The organism is Desulfatibacillum alkenivorans DSM 16219, assembly GCF_900142135.1.
Lineage (GTDB): Bacteria > Desulfobacterota > Desulfobacteria > Desulfobacterales > Desulfatibacillaceae > Desulfatibacillum > Desulfatibacillum alkenivorans.
This window is the reverse complement of the sequence record NZ_FQZU01000048.1, coordinates 13453-39097: the sequence shown is the minus strand read 5'-3', so window position 1 is coordinate 39097 and position 25645 is coordinate 13453. Positions and strand designations below refer to the sequence as shown.

At 57.0% G+C, this 25645-nt stretch carries 20 protein-coding genes and 1 pseudogene; 18 read left to right on the top strand and 3 right to left on the bottom strand.

The genetic code is table 11. The features are described 5' to 3' along the window. Positions 1-328 precede the first annotated feature (328 nt). Positions 329-856 (top strand): O-acetyl-ADP-ribose deacetylase, encoded by a 528-nt coding sequence (locus BUE18_RS24155; protein WP_073478717.1) that lies wholly within the window; start codon positions 329-331, stop codon positions 854-856. Between the two features lie 271 nt (positions 857-1127). After that, the gene (locus BUE18_RS28365; RefSeq protein WP_028316737.1) at positions 1128-1325 is read left to right on the top strand and encodes a hypothetical protein; all 198 of its coding nucleotides are present in this window, start codon (positions 1128-1130) and stop codon (positions 1323-1325) included. A gap of 543 nt (positions 1326-1868) precedes the next feature. Here BUE18_RS28365 and BUE18_RS24140 read toward each other — a convergent pair. Beyond that, on the bottom strand, positions 1869-2270 hold the full coding sequence (locus tag BUE18_RS24140) for an iron-sulfur cluster assembly scaffold protein (RefSeq protein ID WP_073478715.1): 402 nt from the start codon (positions 2268-2270) through the stop codon (positions 1869-1871). 143 nt (positions 2271-2413) lie between these two features. Here BUE18_RS24140 and BUE18_RS24135 point away from each other — a divergent pair, with 143 nt between their 5' ends. The 8 genes and pseudogenes from BUE18_RS24135 (at position 2414) to BUE18_RS24100 (ending at position 12942) form a co-directional block, all read left to right on the top strand. Next, on the top strand, positions 2414-4516 hold the full coding sequence (locus BUE18_RS24135; protein WP_073478714.1) for a DEAD/DEAH box helicase: 2103 nt from the start codon (positions 2414-2416) through the stop codon (positions 4514-4516). A 519-nt stretch (positions 4517-5035) separates the two neighbouring features. Beyond that, entirely contained in the window at positions 5036-5560 is a 525-nt protein-coding gene (locus BUE18_RS24130; protein WP_073478713.1) for a hydrogenase maturation protease, read from the top strand. After that, a pseudogene (locus tag BUE18_RS28580) lies at positions 5557-5700 on the top strand (helix-turn-helix domain-containing protein); the annotation flags it as partial. The gene BUE18_RS24130 and the pseudogene BUE18_RS28580, both read left to right, overlap by 4 nt. A 114-nt stretch (positions 5701-5814) precedes the next feature. Next, positions 5815-8880, top strand: a complete 3066-nt coding sequence (locus BUE18_RS24120; protein WP_139264900.1) for an FAD-dependent oxidoreductase — start codon at positions 5815-5817, stop codon at positions 8878-8880. Positions 8881-8929: 49 nt separating this feature from the next. Then, a complete protein-coding gene (locus tag BUE18_RS24115; RefSeq protein ID WP_170868454.1) occupies positions 8930-9358 on the top strand; it encodes a hydrogenase iron-sulfur subunit in 429 nt (142 codons plus the stop codon). Positions 9359-9489: 131 nt separating this feature from the next. Further along, positions 9490-10608, top strand: coding sequence for a Coenzyme F420 hydrogenase/dehydrogenase, beta subunit C-terminal domain (locus tag BUE18_RS24110; protein WP_073478719.1), 1119 nt, complete (start codon positions 9490-9492; stop codon positions 10606-10608). Between the two features lie 42 nt (positions 10609-10650). Next, on the top strand, positions 10651-11589 hold the full coding sequence (locus BUE18_RS24105) for an NADH-quinone oxidoreductase subunit B family protein (protein WP_073478712.1): 939 nt from the start codon (positions 10651-10653) through the stop codon (positions 11587-11589). Positions 11590-11592: 3 nt separating this feature from the next. After that, positions 11593-12942 carry a Ni/Fe hydrogenase subunit alpha gene (locus tag BUE18_RS24100; RefSeq protein WP_073478711.1) on the top strand — a complete coding sequence of 450 codons (1350 nt, stop codon included), beginning with the start codon at positions 11593-11595 and terminating at the stop codon, positions 12940-12942. 301 nt (positions 12943-13243) lie between these two features. Here the strand turns inward: BUE18_RS24100 and BUE18_RS24095 are convergent, their stop codons facing one another. Together BUE18_RS24095 and BUE18_RS24090 are read right to left on the bottom strand one after the other, a co-directional pair. After that, entirely contained in the window at positions 13244-13843 is a 600-nt protein-coding gene (locus BUE18_RS24095) for a LysE family translocator (protein ID WP_073478710.1), read from the bottom strand. A 223-nt stretch (positions 13844-14066) separates the two neighbouring features. Next, the gene (locus BUE18_RS24090) at positions 14067-15956 is read right to left on the bottom strand and encodes a methyl-accepting chemotaxis protein (RefSeq protein ID WP_073478709.1); all 1890 of its coding nucleotides are present in this window, start codon (positions 15954-15956) and stop codon (positions 14067-14069) included. Positions 15957-16497: 541 nt separating this feature from the next. Between BUE18_RS24090 and yhbY the strand changes: the two genes are divergently transcribed. The 8 genes from yhbY (at position 16498) to BUE18_RS24045 (ending at position 25642) form a co-directional block, all read left to right on the top strand. Beyond that, positions 16498-16806 carry a ribosome assembly RNA-binding protein YhbY gene (yhbY, locus tag BUE18_RS24085; protein ID WP_073478708.1) on the top strand — a complete coding sequence of 103 codons (309 nt, stop codon included), beginning with the start codon at positions 16498-16500 and terminating at the stop codon, positions 16804-16806. 197 nt (positions 16807-17003) lie between these two features. Continuing rightward, positions 17004-19112 carry a glycosyltransferase family protein gene (locus BUE18_RS24075; protein WP_073478706.1) on the top strand — a complete coding sequence of 703 codons (2109 nt, stop codon included), beginning with the start codon at positions 17004-17006 and terminating at the stop codon, positions 19110-19112. A gap of 38 nt (positions 19113-19150) precedes the next feature. Further along, positions 19151-20539: a B12-binding domain-containing radical SAM protein gene (locus tag BUE18_RS24070; protein ID WP_073478705.1), complete on the top strand. Its 1389-nt coding sequence runs from the start codon at positions 19151-19153 to the stop codon at positions 20537-20539. Between the two features lie 518 nt (positions 20540-21057). Further along, the gene (locus tag BUE18_RS24065) at positions 21058-21582 is read left to right on the top strand and encodes a GAK system XXXCH domain-containing protein (RefSeq protein ID WP_170868453.1); all 525 of its coding nucleotides are present in this window, start codon (positions 21058-21060) and stop codon (positions 21580-21582) included. A 24-nt stretch (positions 21583-21606) separates the two neighbouring features. Beyond that, the gene (locus BUE18_RS24060) at positions 21607-22767 is read left to right on the top strand and encodes a hypothetical protein (RefSeq protein WP_073478703.1); all 1161 of its coding nucleotides are present in this window, start codon (positions 21607-21609) and stop codon (positions 22765-22767) included. A gap of 36 nt (positions 22768-22803) precedes the next feature. After that, complete coding sequence (locus BUE18_RS24055) at positions 22804-23076, top strand: amphi-Trp domain-containing protein (RefSeq protein ID WP_073478702.1); 273 nt, start codon at positions 22804-22806, stop codon at positions 23074-23076. A gap of 27 nt (positions 23077-23103) precedes the next feature. Continuing rightward, on the top strand, positions 23104-24747 hold the full coding sequence (locus tag BUE18_RS24050) for a PhoU domain-containing protein (RefSeq protein ID WP_073478701.1): 1644 nt from the start codon (positions 23104-23106) through the stop codon (positions 24745-24747). A gap of 28 nt (positions 24748-24775) precedes the next feature. Continuing rightward, the gene (locus tag BUE18_RS24045) at positions 24776-25642 is read left to right on the top strand and encodes a GAK system ATP-grasp enzyme (protein WP_073478700.1); all 867 of its coding nucleotides are present in this window, start codon (positions 24776-24778) and stop codon (positions 25640-25642) included. Positions 25643-25645 lie beyond the last annotated feature (3 nt).

The following is a 25645-nucleotide window of genomic DNA, read 5'->3' as shown; positions in this document are numbered from 1 at the left end:
ATCAGGCTATAAACTTTGTTTTCGCCCTTGGCTGTTGGGTTTCGCAAGCTCTACCCAACCTACATTTTATCCATAAAGATAATAGGTTTGTTAGAGCTAACAGAGCTTTTTAAAAAAAGGCTGTCCAGTTCCCGCGGGAATAATGATCAACGCCGAAAACATAGGCGTGAAACCCTACAAAAACTTTCCGGTCCCTAACCCCCTCTTCCCTCCATGCGGATAGTCATTCCCATCCCCCAAATGTTGACATGACCGGTCCGGATTCGTATTATTCCCCCTTCGGCCCTTTAGGATTTTCGATAACGCGCCGATTATACAGGAGGCGGTCATGGAAGCAAAGATTTTGGACAGGATAAGCGCCGTAACCGGAGACATTACCGAACTGAACGTGGACGCCATTGTCAACGCGGCCAACCGCAGCCTGTTGGGCGGCGGCGGCGTGGACGGCGCCATTCACCGGGCGGCCGGCCCCCAATTGCTGGAGGAATGCCGCACTTTAAACGGCTGTGAAACCGGGGAGGCCAAAATCACCAAAGGCTACAATCTCCCGGCCAAACATGTGATTCATACCGTGGGCCCGGTGTATTCCCGGGAAAGCAATCCGGCCGCACTCCTGGCCAATTGCTACAAAAACAGCCTGGCCCTGGCTCGGGACAACCATTTGCAGTCCATCGCCTTTCCGGCCATTAGCTGCGGGGTGTACGGCTATCCCCTGGAAGAGGCCTGCAAGGTCGCCGTAGATGCGGTCTGCGAGTTTTTTAAAGGCTCTCCGACTCCGGGGAAAGCGGTTTTCATCCTGTTCGGGGAACGGGACTTGCAAGTATATAAAAACTATCTGGCCGCTTTGGCGGAATGATTTTATTTGAGAATCATTCCTAAAAACTTGACAGATCGGCCATCAGGCATCATTTTTTTATAAACGCCCGGATTTTTCCGGACTGTTCGGCAGACTGGTTTCCGGGTTAATTCCAAGCAACGGGCTTTGGCCCAAAAAGGAGACATTTTAAATGTTAGAATGCACTCAAGCAGCAACGGACAAGATCAAAGAGTACTTTGAGTCGCAGCCCAAAGTGGTTCCGGTTCGGGTGTTTTTGAACCAAGGCGGGTGAGCTGGGCCGTCCCTGGCATTGGCTCTGGATGAGTCAAGAGAAAATGATGAAAGCTATGAAGTCGACGGTTTGACCTTTGTGGTGGACAAGGCCTTTTTGGCCCAAGCCTCCCCCATCAAGATCGACTACTCCATGTTGGGCTTTGAAATCAATTCCGCCTACGAACTTCCCAAGGGCGGAGACTGCGGCGGATGCAGCGGCGGAACCTGCGGCTGATTTTGCGGCGCCCGGGATAGTCCACGTAGACTTTCCATGCGATATCATAAAAGGCGAAAGAAAGCGGTTTGCGTTTTCTTTCGCCTTTTTCTTTGCGTAAAGCAGGAATACAGCGTCCCTTTTTTTATGAACCCGGCTGGCATCCATTATTCAGGAATTTTTGAAAAAACGACGCTGGGTTCCCGTTTCCGGAATTTTGTCATGACGATTGCAAACCGCCGCAATCGTCCCGCCAAAGGTCCTCCACGGGAATGACGGACCAAGACGGCGGAATGAACGCACGTTGTCATGGGAGGCCGCGAAATTACAGAATCGCGGATTTGAATTTGGGTTGCAGGGCAAGCCCTGAAGCTACATTGCCTCTTGGAGTCTCGAAGGGTAAATTATGATTACGCAGGCGCAAGCCTCCCCTTGCCTGATTTGGACGCGCAATGCGCGTCAAAAAGGCGCCCGCAGGGGGGCGCGGCATAATAGCGGAATGAGGAGCCCACGGAGAGGCGCGGCTGCATGGCGAGGAAACCTTGCGGCCGTGCGGCGCTGATTTTATCCGACGCCGATTTTCGTCTTCAGGTCCGCCAGGGTTTTGTACAGGGCGCCTACGGCAAGCTCCGCGCAATGGTAATGGTCCTCGGGGAGGCCGCCCAGGTATTCAGCCACGGCGTCGTCAGTGACGTCCCAGGCTTCTTCCACGGGCTTTTCCGCGATCATCTCCACAATGGCGTTGGCGCAGGCCAGGGTGTGCATGCAGCCTTCCAGGGCGAAGCGCACTTCCACAATGCGCTTGTGCATGACGGATATGAAAAAATGGACGGTGTCCCCGCATTGCCCGGTCTGACCGCCGGAGGCGTCATAGCGGTCCGGGATGCCTGCGTGGTTGTAGTCGGAGGCCAGTTCCAGGAACTTGTCCGAATATTTGTCGAAAATGGATTGGGGTTCTTCTGTCATAATGGTATATCTCCTGCCGATTCATTCAGTCGCCGTTAGATGAAGTCAATCATCCAACAAGCGGTTGACCCTTACTATATTTTGCACTAAACCGCAAGATCATCAAGGACTTCAATGGGGCGCAGCAGCCCGAACAAGGAAATATGGCGTATAAAAAAAAGCAAGTTTATCCAAGGCGCGGCAGACCGTACAAAGGCCGGGGCCGAGGGCCGGTCAAGCAGACGCTGAAACCCGAAGCGGACGGAAGGCTGAAAAAGGTTTTCTCCAAAATCGGCGTGCCGAAAAAAGGCGAGTTCAAGCCCGACCCCTTTCAGGTGGAGGCCGTGGAAACCGTCAAGGAATTCGACTGCCTGGTGACCGCCCCCACGGGCTCGGGCAAGACCTGGATCGCCGTGGAAGCCATATCCCACGTCCTCAAGCAGGGCGGGCGCTCCTGGTACGCATCTCCCCTCAAGGCCCTTTCCAACTCCAAATTCATCGAATTCAGCGGGATATTCGGGCCGGAAAACGTGGGCATCCTCACGGGAGACCGCAAGGAAAACACGGACGCCCCCATTATTGTGGGCACCACGGAAATCCTCCGCAACCAGCTTTACGACTGCATGCACATGGGCCATGACCTGTCTTCGGACTTTGTGGTTTTGGACGAGGCCCACTATCTGGGCGACGAGCAGCGGGGGGTGGTGTGGGAGGAGACCATCATCTACCTGCCCGTGCGCGTGCCCTTGCTGCTTTTATCCGCCACCATCGGCAATGCGGACCAGATCGCCGCCTGGCTCACCAGCATCCGGGATCGGGAGTGCAAGGTTGTGGCCGAAACCAAACGCCCTGTGCCGTTGTTCTCCCTGTTTTTGCATCCCTCGGGCAGGCTCATGCCCTTTCTGGCTTCCCCAAAAAGCAGATCCATGGATAAAAAGGTCAGGGATTCCATGAGCGGCAGGCGGCCCCCAAAAATGCCCATGGAAAAAGGGCTTCCGCCCATGGGGCAGATTCTGAAGGTGCTGGGCAAGTACGATTTATTGCCCGCCATCTTCTTTTTAAAATCCCGCAAGGATTGCGACATCGCCCTGACCTTGTGCGAAAAGGTGTTGAAAGACAACCCGGCCCGGCGGCGGGAAGTGCGCAGCCGCATGCTGGAACTGGTGCACGAGCACCCGTACCTGGCCGGCCACAGGCAGCGCCGGTTTATCGAGCAGGCAGCCGTGGGGTCTCATCACAGCGGCCAGCTTCCGGCCTGGAAGCTGCTCATAGAGTCCCTCATGACCGAGGGGCTTTTGGACGCCGTGTTCGCCACCAGCACCGTGGCCGCCGGGGTGAACTTTCCGGCCCGGTCCGTGGTGTTTTTCAATTCGGACCGATTCAACGGCAAGGAGTTCGATCCCCTCACGCCCACCCAATACCACCAGATGACCGGGCGCGCCGGACGCCGGGGCATGGACGCCATCGGGTTTTCCATTGCGGCGCCCGGAAAGTTCATGGATCTGGATCACGTGGCCAGGGTGAACAACGCGCCCACGGACCCGGTGGACAGCCGCATCCGCATGGATTTTTCCATGGTCCTGAACCTGCTTTTATCCCACACGCCCGAGGACGTGCGCAGGCTCTTGCATCGCTCCTTCGCCAGCTTTCAGGCCGCGGACCGGTTCGGCGATCCCGCCATGGCCGTGGAGGTGGGCGAGGAATTGTGGGAGGATTTCATGGCCCACATGTACTTTCTGATTAAGGAAGGCTACGTGAGCGAGGAGCATGAACTCACCCGGGACGGCCTGTGGGCCTCGGGCCTGCGGGTGGATCAGCCCCTGGTCATCGCCCATTGCTTCCGTTCGGGATTGTTCGAAGGCATGGAGCCCGCCCTGCTGGCCGCCATGATCGCCGTGTTCGTACAGGACAAGGACCTGGACGTCTACCTGGACGACCGCGCCCTGCCCAAGAAGCTGCTGAACAAGTTCACCCAGCTTGTCAGGACGGTAAGCCCCTTGTTTGCAGGATTGATCGAGGCGGGCTTCGAAACCCGGCCCGTGCAGCTATGGCCCGCCGCCGCGATTCACGCCTGGGCCACGGGCAATACTTGGGAGTTCACCAAAAGCGTGGCCGGCATGAGCGACGGGGATTTGGCCATGCTGGTCTTGCGCACCGCGGAAAACCTGCGCCAGGTCAAAAACCTGCGCGAGGTATTCCCCCAGACGGCAGAGGCCGCCGCCCAGGCCATTGAAGCCATCAAGCGCCCGCCGGTTGTGGAGGAATAAAAACTCCGGCGCACACAGCTTCCTAAAACGCGCAATGCGCGTTTTGGGCAGGAAAACCCCGCCCCTATGAATTGCATTCAACTTTTGCGGTAGAACAAGCCATGCAGCGACAGGGCTTGCCCTGCTTTCCTTTCGATTATCTGCTCCTTGACGGAGACCGGACAAGGGGCCGCCCTGTTTTTAGTTCATCCTGAGCGGTCTATTTCCAAAGGATGCGCCCTGTGGGTTTGTTAGGGTTTTTGGGGGAATCGGGCGCGGGGCGAAACGCCCCACAAGGATATTTTCTATCACAAATCAATTTTCAATTTATTTTTTAAATAGTTACAAAAAATACCTTTAGTATTTTTGGGGTGAAAGCGCCCATATTTTGTTTGCCGGGGGAAAAGTCCGAGCCGCCGCCCGGCTGCGCGGGAGCAGGCGCGGGGGAAATTATGCAAACATGGCACAATATATGCTTTTCAAATTACACGGCCTCAAAAGAACTTCGCACAATTGGCACAAAGCCGGGAAATTCAAACCATGCCATACGCAGACATTCTCTCCGCAAAAACCCTGGTCCTGGGTTGCGGCAACCCCCTGTTCGGAGATGACGGGTTCGGACCGGCCGTCATAGAAGCCCTGGAAAACGCCTCCTCGCTTCCGGAAGGATGCGTGGTGCTGGACGCCGGAACCTCGGTCCGGGAAATCCTTTTTGACATCTGCGTCTCCCCGGAGGCTCCCGACCGGGTGATTGTGGTGGACGCCCATCACGAACCCGGATGCGAACCGGGCCGCATCCGGGAGATCGGCGTGGAAGGCCTGGCCCACGCAAAACTCAGCGATTTTTCCATGCACCAGTTTCCCACCATGAATCTTTTGGCTGAATTCGCCGGCAAGACCGGAAAGGAGGTTCGGGTGTTCGTAGCGCAGACCTGCGGCGCGCCGGATTCCATGGCGCCGGGCATGAGTCCGGCCGTGGAGGCGGCGGTGGGCCGCATGGCACGTTTTTTGCTCAAGTTAATTCACGATCCCAAAACCCAATCAAAGGAGATGGAAGAGGAATGATCACGTTTCGTGTAGGAGACCTTGCCGGAATCCTGGGAGTGCACCGGAACACGGTGACCAACTGGATCAGGAGCCGGGCTTTGCCGGCTCAACCAGGGGTGGGCAAGAAATATTTCATTGAAGAGGAGGCCATACGCGCCTTTTTATCCGGGAAGAACCTTCCGGAAGAGGCGGTTGAAGCCTTCTTGAACCAGGCTGTATTGACCATGAACAGGAATTTGCCTGCTCCTTCCGGGCAGGGGAAGGATAGGGGTATGGAAAAGACAACTCCCACAGGTTCGGTCCTTGTGGTCGGGGGCGGCATCGCCGGCATCCAGGCTACGCTGGACCTGGCCGAATCGGGGTATCGGGTTCATCTGGTGGAAAAATCCGCGGGCATCGGAGGCCGGATGGCCCAGCTGGACAAAACCTTTCCCACCAACGACTGCGCCATGTGAATTATCTCGCCTAAATTGGTTGAGTGCGGTCGGCACTTAAACGTAGATCTCATGACCTTGTCCCAGGTCGTATCCGTCGCCGGAAATGCTGGAAATTACACGGTCAAGGTGCGGCGCAGCCCGCGCTATGTGGATATGGACAAATGCATCGCCTGCGGCCTGTGCGCAGAAAAATGCCCGCGCCCCGTGGCGGACGAATTCAATGAAGGCGTGAACAACCGCAAGGCCATATACATCAAATACGGCCAATCCGTCCCCCTGAAATACGCCATAGACCCAAACGCCTGCATCTACCTCACGCGGGGAAAATGCCGGGCCTGCGAAAAATTCTGTCCCACCGGCGCCATCAATTTCGAAGACAAGGCTGAAATCGTGGAATTAAAGGTGGGCGCCGTTGTGCTGGCGCCGGGGTATCAGCCTTACGACCCCTCGGGAGAGGACTATTACGGCTATGACTCCATTGCAGACGTGGTCACCAGCCTGGAGTACGAACGCCTGCTGTCCGCCAGCGGCCCTTGCATGGGGCATCTCATGCGGCCTTCGGACAATCGGGAGCCGAAACGGATCGCCTGGCTCCAATGCGTGGGTTCGAGAAACACCAACCGGTGCAGCAACGGGTATTGCTCCAGCGTGTGCTGCATGTATGCGGTCAAACAGGCCCTGGTGACCGCCGAGCACACCCATGGGGACGAGCTTTCCCAAACCATTTTCTTCATGGACCTCCGGAGCCACGGCAAGGAGTTCGAGCGCTATTACGAGGACGCCAAGGCCAAGGGCGTCCGCTTTATCAGGGCCAGGCCCCACACCATCGACCCCCTGCGCGGCGGATCGGGCGTGCGCATGCGTTACACCACCGAAGACGGCCGGCAGATGGAAGAGGACTTTGATCTGGCCGTGCTTTCCGTGGGCATGGAGGCTACCCAGGATAACAAAGCGCTTGCCGGCATTTTCGATTTCAGCCTGGATTCCTACGGGTTCGCCCAAACCGCCGCCTCCAACCCGGTTCGGGTGAATGACGGGGTTTTCGTGGCCGGCGCCCTGCACGCTCCCAAGGCCATCCCCCATGCCGTCACGGAGGCTTCGGCGGCGGCCAACGAGGCGGCCCGCCTGTTGTCGGAGGCCAAGGGCGCCCTGGCTGTGGAAAAAACCTACCCCGACGAGAGGGACGTGACCCAGGAAGAGCCTCGCGTGGGCGTTTTTGTATGCTCCTGCGGCATCAACATCGCCGGCGTCATCGACGTGAACGCCGTGGTGGAATACGCAAAAGGCCTGGACCACGTGGCGTTTGTGGAGAACAACCTGTTCACCTGCTCCGCCGACACCCAGGTGCTCATCCGGCAGAAAGCTGAGGAGATGAACCTCAACCGCATCGTGGTGGCCGCCTGCACCCCCCGCACCCATGAGCCCCTTTTCCAGGAGACCCTGAAGGAGGCCGGGCTCAATGCCTACCTGGTGGAAATGGCCAATATCCGGAACCAAAACTCCTGGGTGCACCAGAAGGAGCCGGAAAAGGCCACGGAAAAAGCCAAGGACCAGGTGCGCATGGCTGTGGTCAAGGCGGTGCGCAACAAGGCGCTCACTCGCCTGAAAGTGGATGTGAACCAGAAGGCCCTGGTGATCGGCGGCGGCGTGGCCGGCATGACCTCCGCGTTGTCCCTGGCTGAGCAGGGTTTTCCCGTGGTTCTTCTGGAGCGCGAGGACCGGCTGGGCGGAAACGCCAGCCACGTGTCGGCCACGGACTTCGGCGATTCCGTCCCCCCCATGCTGAAAGACATGATCAAAAAGGTGGAGGGGCATCCGGACATTGCGGTGCACACCAACGCCCGCCTGAAAACAGCGGTGGGATCGGTGGGCAATTTCGTCTCCAAGTTTGAAACCCACGGCGAAACCCGGGCCGTCACCTACGGCGCCGCCGTCATCGCCACGGGCGCCAAAGAGTCTATCCCGGATGAATACGGTTTTGGTTCGGATCCCCGCATTCACACCCACCTTTCCTTTGACAAGCTGATGCAGGCGGAGGTTTCCACCGTGCAAAAAGCGGATACGGTCGCCTTTATCCAGTGCGTGGGATCGCGGGATTCCCGGCGTCCTTACTGCAGCCGCATCTGCTGCACCCACACGATGAAAGCAGCCGTCAAGCTCAAGACCCTGAACAGGGCCATGCAGGTGGTGGTTTTCTATCGGGACATCCGCACTTACGGATTGAGGGAGGAGTTGTACCGAAAGGCCAGGGAGCTGGGGGTGCTTTTCGTCCGGTACAGCCCGGACGACAAGCCCCAGGTGCGAACCACGCCCGAGGGCGTCATGGTTCGCGGCCTGGACCCCATCAGCCGGTTCACCCTGGAGATTGAGGCCGATTACCTGGTCCTGGCCGCGGCTGTAGAACCCCATGGCAATGAAGAGCTTGTGGAGCTATACAAATGCGGCGCCAATGCGGACGGCTTCCTCAACGAGGCCCACCCTAAACTGCGTCCGGTGGACATGAGCGTGGACGGCCTTTTTGTAGCCGGGTTGTGCAACTATCCCAAGCCCATGGACGAGGCCATCTCCCAGGCCCAGGCCGCAGCGGCCCGGGCGGCGGTTGTTCTTTCCCGCAAGGAAATGCTTCTGGACGCCATCAAATCCTATGTCACCGAGCATTGCGACGGCTGCGCCCTGTGCGTGGACGTGTGCCCCTACCGGGCCATCCGGCTGCAAGAAAGCACGGGTGAGGACGGCCGGATGCATCGCATGGTCCAGGTTGATCCGGCCCTGTGCAAGGGGTGCGGCGTTTGCGCCGCTACCTGCCCCAAAGACGGAGTTCGGGTGCATGGGTTCACCAAAGAGCAGATCAAAGCCCAGGTGGCCAGCGCCCTGGAAAGCCTGTCCGGGGGGCGGGCCTGAGGCGTCCGTCCCAAACTGGAAAATATGACTCTGAAACAGGAGATAATGCATGAAACAGGAATTTGAACCCTTTATTATCGGCTTTTTATGCAACTGGTGCGCCTACGCCGGCGGGGACCTTGCAGGAGTGTCCCGCCTGCAGTATCCGGCGAATATGCGCGCCATCCGGGTGATGTGCTCGGGCATGGTTTCTCCGGACATGGTTTCCGACGCGTTGCTGCAAGGGGCGGACGGCGTCCTTGTGATGGGGTGACACCTGGGAGAATGCCATTACCTGGAAGGTAATCACGTAGCAGCGTCAAGAGCCCAGGCGATTCGCATCGTCCTGGAGGACATGGACATAGAGCCTGAACGCTTCGCCCTGGAATGGGTGTCCTCCGCGGAAGCGCCCCGGTTCGCCGAGGTGGTGACCGGGTTTACGGACAAGATAAAGGAGCTGGGCCCCAACCCGCTCAGGCGATACAAGGCCTCGGGATGACCCTGCCGGGCGCTTCAAACGCCCGTTGCGCAAGAACGGATCAACGCCGCCCCGGGACGCGCCCGGCCGGCATCGGCGCTGTTTTTACAACCATCGCCAAACATGCACTCTTCCAATGCAGGAGCGCTTTTATGAAAACCTTTTTTGATCTCATCCAGGAAGTCCAGAAGCCGGGTTTATGCCACCGTTGCGGGGGTTGCGTGACTTTTTGCAACGCCCTGAACTACGGGGCGCTGGACCTGGATTCCGACGGCAAGCCGTATTACAGCAACATTGAAAAATGCATCGAATGCGGGCTGTGCCATGCCATTTGCCCGGAAATTGATGAACTGGACGAAGAAACCAAGCGAAGATCCGCATGGAGCGAACCCATGGGCCGCGTCATAGAAACGACCGTGGCCCGGGCCGACTCCGGACAAATCCGCGAAAAGGGAACGGACGGCGGCGTGATCACCGCCTTGCTCATGCACCTGTTCGACCGCGGCCGCATTGACGCGGCCATCGTGGCCAGGCAGGTGGGCCCCTTTGCTCGGCGTCCTTTCCTGGCGTCGAGCAAAGAAGACATTTTGGACGCCGCGGGTTTTTACTTTGACACCTCCCATGGGCCCAAAAGCCTTTCCGACCACTATAAGACCTATTCCAGCATCCAGGCCTTTGACCCCCTCATAAAACGTGGATTTGAGCGGGTGGCCCTAGTGGGCACTCCGTGCCAGATTCAGTCCGTAAGGCGCATGCAGACCCTGGGGCTGATCCCTTCGGACAGCATCCGGCTGTGCCTGGGGTTGTTCTGTTCCGGAAACTTTGTGTTTACGGACAAGGAACAGAAGTTTTTAGCCGACCTGGGGGAATTTGACTGGAACGATGTAAAGCGGATCAACATCAAAGAAAAATTCCAAATCCATCTTACCTCCGGGGAGGTCAGGCAATTGGACGTGGACGCGCTGGACCCCATTCGCCGTTACGCCTGCCGATACTGTCCGGACTATTCCGCCGAATTTGCAGACATCTCCTTTGGCGGCGTGGGCGCGGAGGAAGGCTGGACCACGGTCATAAGCCGCACGCCGAACGGGCGCGCCGCCCTGGCTGACGCCATGGAAGCGGGCGCCATTGCATCCTTTAACCGGGATGAAAAGCCCGGCTACGCCAGCGATGCGCTGGAGACCGTGCATCAGAAGTCCGTCAAAAAGCGGAAAAAGGCAATTGAGGAAAGAAAAAAACTGGGCGGCGTCAATGTCAAGGTCGCCATGTAATGAGAACCGCGGCCTGCGCCGCATAAAAGGGAAGGATTTAATATGCCGGTAAAAGTCGCCAGTGAATGGCTAAACTCATGTTCGGGATGCGAAATATCGGTTCTGGACATGGGAGAACGGCTTTTGGATATCTTGGCGGTCGCTGATTTCGTCCACATTCCGGCCTTGATGGACAGCAAGTATTTCGGCCAACTCGGGGACGGAAAGCACCTGGACATCCCCCAGGCGGACGTAGGCATCATCAGCGGCGGAATTAGAAATGAGGAGCACCTGGAGGTCGCCAAGGTCATGCGCGAGCGTTGCGGGTTCATTATCGCACTGGGAACCTGCGCCACCCACGGGGGCATCCCCTCGCTCGCCAATTCCTACACCCCTGAACAGATTTTCGAACGTTACTACCACACGGAAACCACGGATCCGGCGGATTTCGTACCAAACCAGGGGTTGCCCGCGCTGCTGGAATCGTGCGACGCCTTGGACCAGCACATCAAGGTGGACCTCCTGGTTCCAGGGTGCCCTCCCCATCCGGACCACATTTTTTCCGCCCTGGTCGCCCTGGTGAAGGGAGAAGCTCCCGCCCTGCCGGAAAAAAGCGTGTGCGACGCCTGTCCCACGAAACGGGAGGGCAAGGGAGATCTGGCCAAGAAGCTCAAGCGATTTCTGGAAGCTCCCGAATACGGAGCGCCTGACGAGCCCCTGGATCAGATGCGCTGCCTGCTCGAACAGGGTTTTTTGTGCATGGGGCCCGTCACAAGGGCCGGCTGCGGCGGCGATGGGATACTGCCCCGCTGCATTTCCGCCCGAGTCCCGTGCCGGGGATGCTACGGCCCGGTTCGTCCGGAGGGCAACCAGCGTCTGGACATGCTTAACGCCCTGGCATCCAATGGAATCGATGTAACCACCTTGCCGGAAAGCGCTTCCATGCTGCGATTTTCCGGCGCTCACGGCCGTCTGCGACCGGCGCGGCCAAAGGAGTCTTGAGATATGTCCCGGAACATTACTGTACAGCCCATCACCCGTATTGAAGGGCATGCATCCATCGGCATAGAACTGGATGACAACGGGAACGTGAGCGACGCCCGGGTGAACTTCATGTCACTCCGGGGGTTTGAAAAATTCGTGGAAGGCAAGCCCGCCGAGGAGCTGCCGCGGATAGTAAGCCGCATCTGCGGGATATGCCCCTGGATGCACCACCTGGCCAGCACAAAGGCCGTGGAAGGGTGCTTCGGCGCCACGCCCACTCCCACAGGCTCCCGCCTTCGCGAGCTCATGCAGACCCTGGCCCACGCGGAAGACAAGCTGCTTCATTTCTTTTTTCTGGCGGCGCCGGATTTTGTCATGGGCCCGGACGCAGACTATTCGATCCGGAACGTCATCGGCATCGTAAAATCCAACCCGGAGCTGGCAACCCAGGCCGTGCGCATGCGCCAGAAAGCCAAGATGATCCTGGACCGGTTCACCAAAAAAACCATCCATCCGGTGGCCGGGGTTCCCGGCGGTTTTTGCAAGCCCCTGACCGAGGAGGACCGGGTGGACATGCTGGCCCAGACCAGGGAAATCATGGATTTCGCCCTGTTCACCATGGACCTGGCCAAGAACGAAATTTTTCCCCAATACCTGGACGTCATCAAGGAGCTGGGAACCATCACCACCGGCTTTTTGGGCACGGTGGACAAGGAAGGGGCGCTCAATCTCTATGACGGGCGCCTGCGTCTCATGCAGCCCAGCGGGGAGTTCGAGGAATTCGACACGGCCGACTACACGGACTATCTGGCGGAAAAGGTGGTCCCGTTCTCCTACGGCAAATTCCCCTACGCCCGCCGGTGGAACGAAGGATTCTCCCTGGACCCGGACAACCCCAAGGGCATCTACCGGGCCAACACCCTGGCCCGCATCAACGTGGCGGACAAAATGGCCACGCCCAGGGCTCAGGCCGAGTTGGAGGAGTTCCGGGCCGTTTTCGGAAGGCCGGCCCAGGCCACCCTGCTGTACCACTACGCCCGCCTGATTGAAGAAGTGTACGCCTGCGAGCGCGCCGTGGAAATCCTTGAGGACAAGGAAATAACAAACCCCGACGTACGCGCCCATGTGGAGCCGGGGGCGGGACGCGGCGTGGGCTGCGTGGAAGCTCCCCGCGGGACGTTGATCCATGACTACTCCACCGATGAAAACGGCCTGATAACCAGCGCCAACCTCATTGTGGGCACCACCCACAACCTGGGGCCCATCAACCTGTCCGTCCATCGGGCGGCCAAAGACCTCATTAAGGACGGCGTTGTCACGGAAGGGATTTTAAACCGGATAGAAATGGCGGTGCGAGCGTACGATCCATGAGTGTCCTGCGCCACCCACCGCCTGGACGGCGGTCACATTGTCACCATCACCGTATCCGACAAAAACGGCAAGGTCCTGAAGGACTGGCCTGAATAAACATCCCCGCGGCTAGCTGTGGGGCGTTTCAAGGTATAAGCGGGGCAAGCCGCAGGGAATTTTACCCACTCAAATAAAACAGTTTTACCCACCCTGATCCTCCTTGGTCCCGGGTAATGCAAAGGGGGGAGCCTAACCCACAGGCTCCCCCCCGCGCACATCGTTTGCCACAGAGGGACGAATCCGGGACTCGCCCTGCTTTCCCTTAAAAAATCAGCCCGGAAAGATCCACCGCGCAATACACCAAAAGCAGGGCCAGGAAGATGTTGACCGCGTTTTTGATTTTGGGCTGTTTCAAGTGCTCCTTGACCGCCGCGCCGCAAAGGGCCCAGGATGTGACGGAGCAAAAGGCGACCACGGAAAAAGCCAAGGCGCAAGCGCAAAGAAACAGGGGCTGATCCGCAGCCGGGGCCAAAAAGGTGGAGTAAAGGGTCAGACCGTAAATCACGCCCTTGGGGTTGACGATCTGGAAGAAGAACCCTTTTTTAAATCCCAAAACCGGTTGATGGGAATGGGAAAAATCGTAAGTCACCCGAAGGGTTCCATAGGCGAGCCACAGGATGTAGGCCGCTCCCAGTAGGCGCAAAACCGGCTCCACAGAAGGAAGCAGGCTAAGCACCGTGCTGGAAGCCAGGGCGCTTAAAAGCTGCACCGGCAAAAAGCCCAGGGCGATCCCAGTCAGGTACGGCAGGGTTTTGCGGTATCCGTAAAGCACGCCCATGGACGCGCTGGAAATATTATTCGGCCCTGGCGTGAAAGTGGTCGCCGCAACAAAAGAGGCCAGTGGAAAAAATTCAACGCCCATAATGGATATCCCGGTCCATCCCTTTTGGGGATGTAAAAAAGTCCCCCTTTTTCTATCGGAATTCCTAAATGCGGTAAAGCGAATTTATCCCATCCCGCCCGGCCTTCCCTCGGCCGCACGTCCTCCCCCTGAAAAAGCAAGGGTGAAAGCCCTTAACCCGTTTTGGGAGTTTCGGGAGGACTTTCACCCTTCGGCTCACACACTTGTTTTTTATTATTCGGCGTTAATATTTTCCAAAATCATCGTCGTCAAGAGCGATGACCTGTCCGGGGTCCACCTCCCTGGGGGAGTCTCCGGGATCGCCCCATCCGGAATCGGCGGGAGCGGGCTTTTTCTTAGGCGCCGGCTTGGAATAGGCTTGGTAGTCTAGCTGCTCGCTCCGGGGCGCTGCATCATAGCTCGGCGAGGCAAAGCCCACGCTGGAATCCCCTTTGATCTTGAAGAAGGTCAGGGCCTTACGCAAAGAAGCGGCCTGAGCCGAGAGCTCTTCGGAAGAGGCGGAGGTTTCCTCGGCGTTGGCGGCGTTTTGCTGGGTGACGCTGTCAATCTGGGAAAGCCCTTCGTTAATCTGGGAAATGCCCTTGGATTGCTCGTTGCTGGCTGCGGCGATTTCCGCCACCAGGTCAGAGGCTTTGGTGATTTTGCCTTGAATTTCATCCAGGGCCGCGGAGGTGTTTTCGGCGATCTCGGAGCCTTCCTTGACATTGTTGACCGCGCTTTCAATCAGCTCCGTAATGCCTTGGGCGGCCTTGGCGCTGCGGGCCGCCAGGGTGCGCACTTCCTGGGCCACCACAGCGAAGCCCTTGCCGTGCACGCCTGCCCGCGCGGATTCCACGGCGGCGTTCAAGGCCAGGAGATTGGTCTGAAAGGCGATATCGTCGATCACCTTGATAATTTTGGCGATCTCCTGGCTGGACTCGCTGATGGTGGACATGGACTGAGTCATCTCCATCATCCTGTTGACGCCTTTTTCTGCAGCATTTTTGGCGTCATGGGCCAAATTGCTGGCCTGGCCGGCGTTTTCCGCATTAGTCCTGGTCTGAGCGCCGATTTCCGTCATGGAGGAGGTGATTTCCTCCAGGGAGGAAGCCTGCTCCGTGGCGCCCTGGGAAAGGGTCTGGCTGGACTCGGAAACCTGTTGGGAGCCGCCGTCCACCTGATTGGCGGCGTTGTGCAGCTTCTGGACCACGTCGTTCAACCGCCACACCATGTTTTGAAGCGCCTTGCCGAACACATCCTTTTCTGAACTGATATTGACTTCCTGGCGCAGGTCTCCGGATGAAATGGCGGTGGCGATGTCGGTTTTTCGCTTGAGTTCATCCACGACCCGGTTCAAGGCCTGGCTCATCACCCCGATTTCATCTTTGCCTTCGGGAAGGGATACGGAAATATCCCCCTGCCGCAGGTCCTCGGCGAAGGCTATAACCCGGCTCAAAGGCTTGGATACGCTGCGTATGGACACAAAAGCGAAAAACAAGCCGGCCAGAAAACCCAGGCCGGTAATCACCAGGAGCGTGGTGACCGTGCCGGAAAAAGCATCGGTGGCGGCTTTGTCCGCCGCGTTGGCCAGTCCCAGGTTGATTTCCGTCAGTTGGTCGATATAGTCCCGCATGCCTTCAAAGGCGGCGGAGGCCTCGCCCATGGAGAGGGCGATGGCCGCTTTCCGGCCTTCCGGGCTTCCATCGCCGCGGACCGCCCAGACTTTCCTGCTGACTTCTTCCCACTTTTTCCGGGCGGCATCAAATTTGGGGAGGATGGCCTTTTCCTCGGGCGTGGAAGCCAGGGCTTTGTATTTGCCCCAGCGAGCGGCGGATTGCTGAAAATTCTCCTCATAGTCTCCCATGAAGGCCTTGTATTCCTCGGAGCCTACATCCGCAAATATCATGGAGCGCTCGGCCACAAGCAATTGCTGGAGGTCCCGGTCCGCCTCGATAAGAAAGTCGATCCCCGGCATGCGGACGTTAAAAATGTCCTCCATATGGCCGCGAATGACTTTCATGCTCGAAAACCCGACCATCCCGATAATGACCATGAATGCGATCATGATCAAAAAGCTGATGATCATTTTGGTCCGAATAGTCATGTCTTTCACCATTGATATCATCAAACCCATATCTTCTCCTCCCGCGGCCAGTGTTTTTTCTTGCCAAGACGCTTTTTAGCGCAGACGCATGTTCATAACATTGGCGTTCCGCCAAAAATATGACGTCATCAAATCCATAAAAGCAGCAGCCCCCCTGTTTAAGGGCGGCTGTGTGCGGCCTTTAAAAGCCTGATTACGCCTTATCCAGGTAAAAAGCCCTTTGTTCGCCGGGATTTAAAACCCGGTTTGCGGAACATTGCCCTAAAAGCCTGCATTTGCTTGCTTAAGCAAAAAGGGCGCCACCAACCAGGGAGGGAAAAACGGGCGGGCCGATCCCGGAATAGACCCGCCGTCTTTCCAATGCTTCTTGCCTTTTGAGGTTTTTCGTGTAAGGAGATGTGGCTCGCTCCAGAGGCCTTTCTCATAACCGGGAAAATAGACTCAGGCCCTATGGATGCCGTTGAGATGGACCTGAAATTACAAAATGCGATAGAATGAATCGTGAATGCGGCGGGTTAATAAGCCGCCGGTGGATTCGTGCGCTGCTTTATTGAAGCAAAGGGAGGCGATAATGGAACTGAAGGGTTTTGAAAGAAAATATTTGCGGGGCCTGGCCCATAGCATGAAGCCGGTGGTGATTGTCGGCCAGAAAGGGCTTACGGACGGCTTGATCGCTTCGGTGGACGAGGCTCTGGACCTCCATGAACTGATCAAGGTCAAGTTTGGGGATTACAAGGAAAAGGCCTTGAAGACCGAGATCTCGGAAGCCATTGAAAAGGGCGCCAAGTGTGAGATGGTGGGAATGATAGGGCATATGGCCATTTTCTATCGCCGGCAGGAAGATCCTGAAAAAAGGCAGATCACGCTTCCCAAAAAATAGGCGGCAGCCATGGTCCATCCCCGGCGCAGGCCTTCGGCCCAAGCGCCGGAGAGAGCCCGTACCAGTTTCCCCCCTTGCCATATCCGCGCTTTTCCAGCATAATCAGCCCACTTGCTAAGGCCTTGTCCATCTTCCTTCGGGGCCGCCGGAATATAAAGGCGGCCCTGGCGTAAATCCGGAATCCCGGGAGGGGATCCTTGAGAAAGCTCACAACCTACAGCCTGGTTCTGGCGTTGTACGCCGCCCTGGCCGTGCTGCACACCTGGCCCATGGCTCTGCATATGGGCGAGGCGACTCCGGGCTCTTTCAACACCATTCCCACGGGCGGGTTCATGGCGGAGCAGGCGATTTTATTCTTGCAAGAGCATCCGTTCAACCTGCACAAAGCCTTTGATCCCGGCCTCACGGCGCCGTTGGAATCTCCCTTTTTGTTTTTGGGCATCCCCTTCGGCCTGTCCCAGATTTTCGGCCTGTTTTTTCTGCCGACCCAAAACCTGCACTTTGCGATTAACGGCGCCATGCTGTTCATGCTCATTGGCTCGGCCTTTTCCATGTTCTTTTTGGCGCAATATCTTATGAAAAGCACGCGGGCGGGAGTCGTCGCCGGGGTCGTGTTTTCGTTCACGGCCGCCGCTTTATGCCGCACCGTGGACTTCATCGACATGAACATGGTCATCGTCCCCTGGATACTTCTGTTTTTGTTCAAGTACATCCACGAAGACAAAGCCCGGTATTTATACATTGCCGTGGGACTGCTGGCGCTCCAGTTTTACATGTATTTTTATCACTGCCTGTTCGCCGTGTATTTGATGGCGGCCATCGTGATTTGGCGCCGCAAGGCCTTTTTCACCAAGGAGCATATCCCGGCCATTGCGGGCGCCGGATTCATGGGCGTCTTGCTAATCCTGCCCTTGGCCCTGCCCTATTTGCAAACCATGGTGCAGTATCGCCTGGATCAAATGACAGGCTCCAGCGAAAGCCTGTTTTCCTACACCTTCGCCTACTCTCCGTCAGAATGGTTTAACGCGGCCAAAGAAAACTTGCTTTACGGGGCCTGGCTGGCGCAGGATTACGAGACCGCGGGGTTCCCCGACTTTCCCCACGCGGCGCTGTTTCCCGGCGTTCTGGTCTGGTATTTGATCCTGACGGGCGCCGGGCGCATGCCCAGGGAACGGATTTCGCCCTGGTTTCTGACGGGTGTTCTGGTTTTCGCCGTCCTGGCGAGCACGGGGTGGAAACCCTTGCAGTTTTTCCGGTGGGAGATGAGCGAAGCGGTCGTCCTGCGGCATCTTTCCCAAGTCCTGCCCTTGGGAAGCATCATCCGCAACCCCACCCGTCTGGTGGTGTTTTACACTTTCGCCCTGGCTTTGCTCACCGCCGGGGCTTTCGCCGGATTTGAGCAGCGCATTCTCAAGGCCAAAGGAAAGGCGGCCGCCGCCGTATTACTAGCGGCGGTCATTGCCGTCATTACCGTGGAAAACCTTTCCATCCCCAGGCCGATGTATAACTTTGACGCCTTGTTCGGCCCCACTCAAAGCGACCTTTGGCTGGCTGAAAACAACCCGTTAACCAGCCCGGAGGAGTCCATCCTCCACATCCCGTCCAAGGAAAGGCTGTACCAGTACGACGAGGGCGTCCCTCCGGCCAGGCTGTACGTGGAAAGCAACGTGGGCCTGTATCGGCGCCTTTGGGTGCGGCAGACTTCGGCCAACAGCCACACCAGCTTTTTGCCCCAGGATTTCGTCCTCCCGGAGACAAGGCAGCTGCCCTCTTTGGACGCCCAGGAGTACCTGTACGCCCAGGGCGTGCGTCTGCTGGCGGTGCACGAAAGCCTGCTTTACGGAAAGTACAAGGAGCGTTTCAGCCGAAAAAATATGACCGCCCAGGGATTTAACCTGCTGGCTTCGTTTGACGACGGCGACGCCATATACGCCATGCACCCGGACATCTGCACGGCTGATCGCCTGATCATTCTGCCTATTATTGAAAACGGAAGGCTGGAGGTCCTGGGGCTGACGCCCAGCCTCTTTGACGCCATGCTCAAGCAGGAGCCCGTCACGCCGTGCTTTTGGCTCAACCCCAAAACCTGCCGGTCCCAGACCATGTGGGCGACCTTTTCGGACCGGAATGGCAAGCTGCGGCGAAGGAAGTACAGCTATCACCTGCCCTTGGTTGTGAAAGGGAGCGCCCGCTTTATTGAGGACGACCTGGCGGAGGACGGCCTGGAGGGGCCTTTTTCCATGGTTTCCCTGGAGTGGAACGAGCCTTATTTTACGCCCCCTCCCGGGGTTGAGTACAGGGAATAATAAACCTAAAACGCCGGGAACGGCGTCCGAGGATATTTGTGAAAGTACTGCTTTTACGCCCCAACAGCATCATGAAAGTCTGGCCTGCGCCCATCGGCCTGGGATACCTGGCCGAAGCCCTGCGCACTTCCAGGGGCGATGAGGCGAGAATTCTGGACGCCCGGCGCTGGCGGCTTTCGGACAAACGGCTTGCCGCCGAAGTCAGGCGATTCAACCCGGACGTCGTGGGAATCTCCGCCCTGACCCTGGACAGCCCGGACGCCTCCCGAAGCGCAGCCGTAGTCAAATCGATCCTGCCAGGCGTTCCCGTGATATTGGGAGGCCCCCACGCCTCGGCCTGCGGCAAGGCCGTGTTGGAAGACCCCAACCTGGATTACGCGGTGATCGGCGAGGGAGAGGAAACCCTGGTTGATCTGATGAACGCGCTGGACGGAGGCGGCGCCCTTGACGCCATTCCCGGGCTTGCCTTTAAAACTCCGGACGGCCCCGTGTATAACGGCCCTCGGGAAATGATTGAAAACGTAGACGCGCTCAATCCCGCCTGGGACCTGATAGGCCCGGAAAATTATTTTTCCCGCCTGGGCAAGCACACCCAAAACCGGTTTATCAAACACCGTAAAAGCCTGTCCGTATTCACCTCCCGGGGCTGCCCGTATCATTGCATCTTTTGCCACAACGTGTTCGGCAAGCAATTCCGGGCCAGGAGCCCGGAGGCGGTGACCGCCGAAATCGCCATGCTCAAAGACAGGTTCGGCGTGCGGGAAATCGAGATCCTGGACGACTGCTTTAACCTTTCCAAGACCAGAGCCGCCGCCATTTGCACAAGCATTTTGGACAGCCGCCTGAATCTGGATTTTTCCCTGCCTAACGGCGTGCGCGGGGACGTGATGGACGAGGAATTGTGGAACTTGTTCAAGGAGGCCGGGGTGTTTCGAGTGTCCTTCGCTCCCGAGGTCGCCAGCCCCCGGATGCAAAAACTGGTCAGAAAAAACGCGGACCTGGACAAAATGCGCCAATCAATAGCCATGGCCGCGGACCGGGGCATCGTCTCCATGGGCTTTTTTATGATGGGCTTTCCCACGGAAACCTATGAAGAAATGCTCATGACCGCCGATTATGCGGCAAGGTCGCGGCTGCATTTCGCCTTGTTCATGTATTTAAACCCCTTCCCCGGCACCGAGGTCGCCCGCATGGCCGGGACCGGCGCCATGGACATCCGGTTCAAGGATTACTTCCACATGCCCGTCAACCTGTCGGCCGCCACGGACGAGGAGTTGCACAAGGCCAACAAGTTCGCCTACCAAAAATTCTACATGAATCCCCGCAGGCTGGCCTCTGCCTTTAAGGTCATGCCCAAAAACCAGCATACGGCCATGCATCTTTTGCCCGGATTCCGGCTGCTTTTTGAGGATTCGGTGACTTTTTAACCCGACCTCCTGAATCGGAAACAAGGGACGTTCCCCTGAATGCATGGGTTTTCAAAAGCACCCCGATCGCCTTCCCCCCGGCATTGCATGCCCAGGCTGGACTTGATAGGGAGGGATGCGATAGGTGGTTCAATTCCGGCGGCGGTATGTGGGGTTGTCCATGGAAGATGTATTGGGTTTCGCAGGATTTCCGTGGACGCCCAGACGCCAAAAACGCCGCTTGGGCCGGCCGCGCTCAAGAATCAACCATGGAGCCGCCCTGTGTTTTTTTGAATCCTCAAACGTCAAACGTAGATTTGACCCCATTGCGCTTTCCCGGCAGCGGGCGCCTCCGGCATACAAATTGCTTTAAAATCAGCTTATCCAATTCATGACAAAAAAGGCGCTTTTGCAGAGTCTCAAGGGGCATTGGGAACGTTTAGTTCTAACACAAACCTAACGAAAAGCTAACAAAGACAAGTGTATAAATGGAAGTTCGGGTCTTTGCCCGGATAGATAACGCCAAAAGGGACGCAGGAATGGGCGAAAAAAAAGACAAACAAAAGATTGACATCGTGCAAAGCGATCTGCCGGATTTTTTACGCCGGTTCGCCGACGCGTGGGAAAAAAAGGGCGGGAATCCGGAATTTTCCCTGAACCCGGACGCCTTTTCCAGGTTGGAAATCAAGGCCAAGACCCAGGAGCCTTCAGGGGTGGTCCGCGTCCGATTGATCCACGCGATTCCGGAAGGGAAGGAGCCTTCTCCTGAAAAAGGCAAAATCAACTTTAAGGCCCTTAAAAAGCGAATGAAAAGCCGCTTCAAGGCCATGGGCGCCAGCCTGCGGCAAGGCGAGCCGATCCCGGAGGACGCCCTGGACTCCTTTGTGGAGGACTACCGGGTCATGATGGAATATCTGCACCCGAAGGAATCCGATCCTGAGCCGCGCATGGGCTTGTGCAAGGCCCTTTCCAAAGCCCATGAAAAAGGGGACGCGACCGCCCAGAAGACGGCGGTGGACAATTTGCGCCGGGAAATGAAGGAATGCCACAAATCCTACGACTGAAGGGGTAAGGAAATCAAAAAGCCAATGGAATTAGTCTATTCAAAAGAAGGGGCCGGCGGCCAATGCGCCCTCCCCGAGGTGAGCAGGGAAGTTACGGACGACGACAGCGCTTTGTTTTTCAAGGTCGTTTCCGTGGACATTTCCGAGGACGCCGAGAGAATCATAACACAGCCGCAAACCGTGCTTCCCAGGCAGAAAAACGTCCTGGCCATCCATTGGCACCCTGAGTTCATTCCCATGGACCTGATCGTCCGGCGCGTGAACGCCATGTTCCCCAACAAGGACGAGGAACTGATCATCCCCACCCAGCACAATGACTTGCTGTTTTTGGGCGATTACGCAGGCGTGGAAGTGGATTGCTACAGCGCGGGGTTCAACCAGAAGGTGCAGCTTTTGCTTCATTTTCAAAAGGAGCGGGTTCAGGACGCCGCGGTGCTCAGGTCCATGCTGGAGCATACTTTCAAATACCGGTCCAGCCAGCTTTTCGCTTTTATCGAAGCCCTAGCCCAGCCTGACGAGGAAATCCTGAACAAAGCAGCTGAAGAAACGGGCGCCGGCGAGGACATCGTGGAATTCGTGCGCATCGTAACGGCGAAGATCAAAATTTTGCTGGAAGCCAACTATGACCAGATTCCGATTTTTTCCATCAAAAACAAGGTGATCAAGGAATTTTTCAACGGATTGCGTCCGGTTTACGGAAACACCTGGATCAACCGGTGCCAGGCCTTTTTGCAGGAAGTCAAAAAGCTGGTTAAGCTGAATTTTCCTTTCAAGTATTTTTATCGCACTTCGGAGATCATCGAGGAGGTTCGCTCTTTGGGCGGGGGGATCGTCATTCCCCATCCCGAGCAGTTCTGGCCCATCCTGCTGGCCGACTACGACGTGGACGGGTACGAGGTATGGAACCCCCAATCCCGCAGATACACGGAATTTTTGATCGACGTGGTGAACAAGACCAACCATCGGGCGTCCAGGCAGTCGCGCCGTCTGATGATTTTTATGGGCGACGACACCCATATGTCGGAAAAAATCAAGCCGCCGGAGGCGCAGAACCAGGCCAAGGCCGCCCGGGAGATCGGGTATCAGCCCGCCTGGGACGATCTTGCCATCCGGAAGAAATTGATTTTGGCCAAAATGGACCGGGGCGCGGTCATTGAAGAATACATAGCCCGGCTGACGTCATAAGCCTTGTCATGGAAATACCTATAAGGAGGCGCCGCCATGGCCTTTGAAGAAAAATTCGAATTTGAATCGTTGCAGGACTCCCAGACTATCAAGGATTTTTTGGAATCGCTGATTCAGGGAATCGAAAACAAAAAAATCCAGCTTTCCACCAATGGGGACGAGATATTGCTCCAACCCAACAACATGCTCAAGTTCCAGGTGAAAGCCCGGAGGAAAAAAGACACCAGCAAGCTGGTGCTGAAGATTTCCTGGAAGAATTCCGACAAAGGGGATCCCTTGGATAAAGACCCCATTGTCATCAATACCTAATGCGAAAAAGGGCGTTGGCGTGATTCCATGATCCAATTTGAAGGCCTGGAAGAAAATTTTCAGTTCCTTGTGGTTGAAGTGCAGTCCCAACTCCAGAGGACCTTCCGCTATCTGGCGGGCCCGGACCACTCCCAGTATCGCAGGATAGTGGATAAGGACGACTACATCGACCACCTGAAGACGCTTATCGAAAACAAGTGCTTCGCCAAAATCCACACGGACCGGTCCCTGCAAATCAAGCAGGTCAACCTGTGCCAGGCCATGCAGAAAATCTGCGTCAACCTGGAGCGCATAGCGGATTTTTGCGTGAACGTGGCCAGACAGACCAACTATCTTTCGGATACCTCCTTTATCACTCAGGCGGAGTACATGGACCTCTTTTTCGAAGCCCAGCAAAGCCTGGCCCGCATCCTGCCCGTGATGCAAACCCAGGACATGGCCGGCGCCGTGGAAATCTGCCGGTCGGAAATGCGCATGGACCAGTTGTACAAAAGGGGGTTCGACCGGATCATGGAAAATTTGCGGGAAGGCCGGGAGGTGGAAAACCACATCACCCTGCTTTTTATCCTGCGCTATCTGGAACGCATCGGCGACTCCCTGCTGAACATCGGCGAGGCCATTATTTTCGGCATCCTGGGCGAAAAAATCAAAATCGACCAGTTTGAATCCCTGAACAAAAGCCTGTCCGATACGGGCTTCGCCCAAAACATGAAGGACGTGGACTTTCAGGGCATATGGGGAACGCGTTCCGGCTGCCATATGGGCCGGGTGGCGCCCAAAGACGACCCCAAGGGCGCCGAGGAAACCGGCAGGTTGTACAAGGAAGGCGTCAAGGCGAAAATAGCCCGGGAAAAGGCCAATCTGGAGCATTGGGAAAAGCTGGCCCCCGGCCTGGTTCCCCACGTGTACAATTACAGCGAGGAAGAGGACAAAGCCTGCCTGCTGGTGGAATTTCTCTCGGGCAGCTCCCTGGACGAAATCATCCTGGGGGCAGACACCAACCTGTTGGAGACGGCTGCGGAAAAGCTGCGGGAGACCATAGGCAGGGTCTGGACCTCCACCAAGGAGTCCGGCAAAGTCACCCTGAGCTACATGGCGCAAGTGGCGGAGCGCATGGATTCCATCCTCCAGATGCACCCGGATTTTTTCCGGCACACCAGGACCATCGGCGGCAAGGTGGTGGAATCCACCCAGGACCTGATTCAGCACTGCGAGGAAATCGAAAAGCAAATCCCGGCGCCGTTTTCCGTGTTCATTCACGGCGACTTCAACGTCAACAACATGGTGTTCAACCCAAACACCCAAAAGATCCACTATATTGACGTATACCGGTCCCGGCGGTACGACTACATCCAGGACGCGTCGGTCTTTTTGCTTTCCAATTTCAGGATGCCGGTTTTTGAGGAAGCCCTGCGCAGCCGCTTGAACGGCATCATCGAGGATTTTTACGAGTTCTTCAAATCCTTCGCCGAAGACCAGGGCGACGCAACCTTCCAGGCCCGCATGGCCCTGGCCCTGGCCCGCTCGTTCCTGACGTCCACCCGGTTTGAGCTGCACGCCAAATTCGCCAAGGAAATGTTTTTAAGGGCGCACTTTCTCATGGAAAAGCTGACGGTCCAAAAAGGCCATTGGGAGGAGTTTTCGCTGCCCATGGACATTCTTTTTTACTAATTACTTAAGATAGTTCGGAGACGTTGTTTTGAAAATAGGAGTAGTGGGAGTCAAAGGCGGCTGGTCATCGGAACTGCTGGCGGAAACCGTGGAAAAGCGCACAGGCTACGGTCTGCTGGTGGAGATGGACAAGGTCCGCCTGGACCTGGACGCGGAAACCGCTTATTTGAACGGCCTGGATTTACGGGAGCTGGACGCTTTGATCATCAAGAAAATCGGCGCCCGTTATTCGCCGGACCTCATGGACCGCCTGGAAACCCTGCGTTTTTTAAACCGCCAGGGCCTGCCCATGTTCAGCGCACCGGAAAACATCATGCGGGTGCTGGATCGCCTGAGCTGCACCGTGGGCCTTCGCCTGGCCGGCATTCCCATGCCGCCGACCACCATTACGGAAAGCGTGGACCAAGCCCTGACCGCGGTGGAAAAATACGAGGAAGCCGTGTTCAAGCCGTTGTACACCTCCAAGGCCCGGGGCATGACCGTCATCTCCGCCGGGGAGGGCGCCAGGGAAAAAATCGCAGAATACCGGTCCAATCATAAAACCATGTACATCCAAAAAACCATCGACCTGGGCCCCCAGGACCTGGGCCTGGTTTTTTTGGGCGGAGAATATTTGACCACCTACGCCCGCCGCAAACAGATAGGCGAATGGAACACCACCACGGCCTCGGGCGGCAAATACGGCGCGTTCACTCCTTCGGACGGCGTGATCGCCCTGGCCAAGAAAGCTCAGGAGCCCTTCGGCCTGGACTTCACCTGCGTGGACGTGGCCCTGACCCCGGACGGCCCCATGGTTTTCGAGGTTTCCGCCTTTGGCGGATTCCGGGGAATTCAGGAAGCCTGCGGCATGGACGCCGCCTCTCTTTATGTGGATTTCGTCCTGAAAAGGTTATAAACC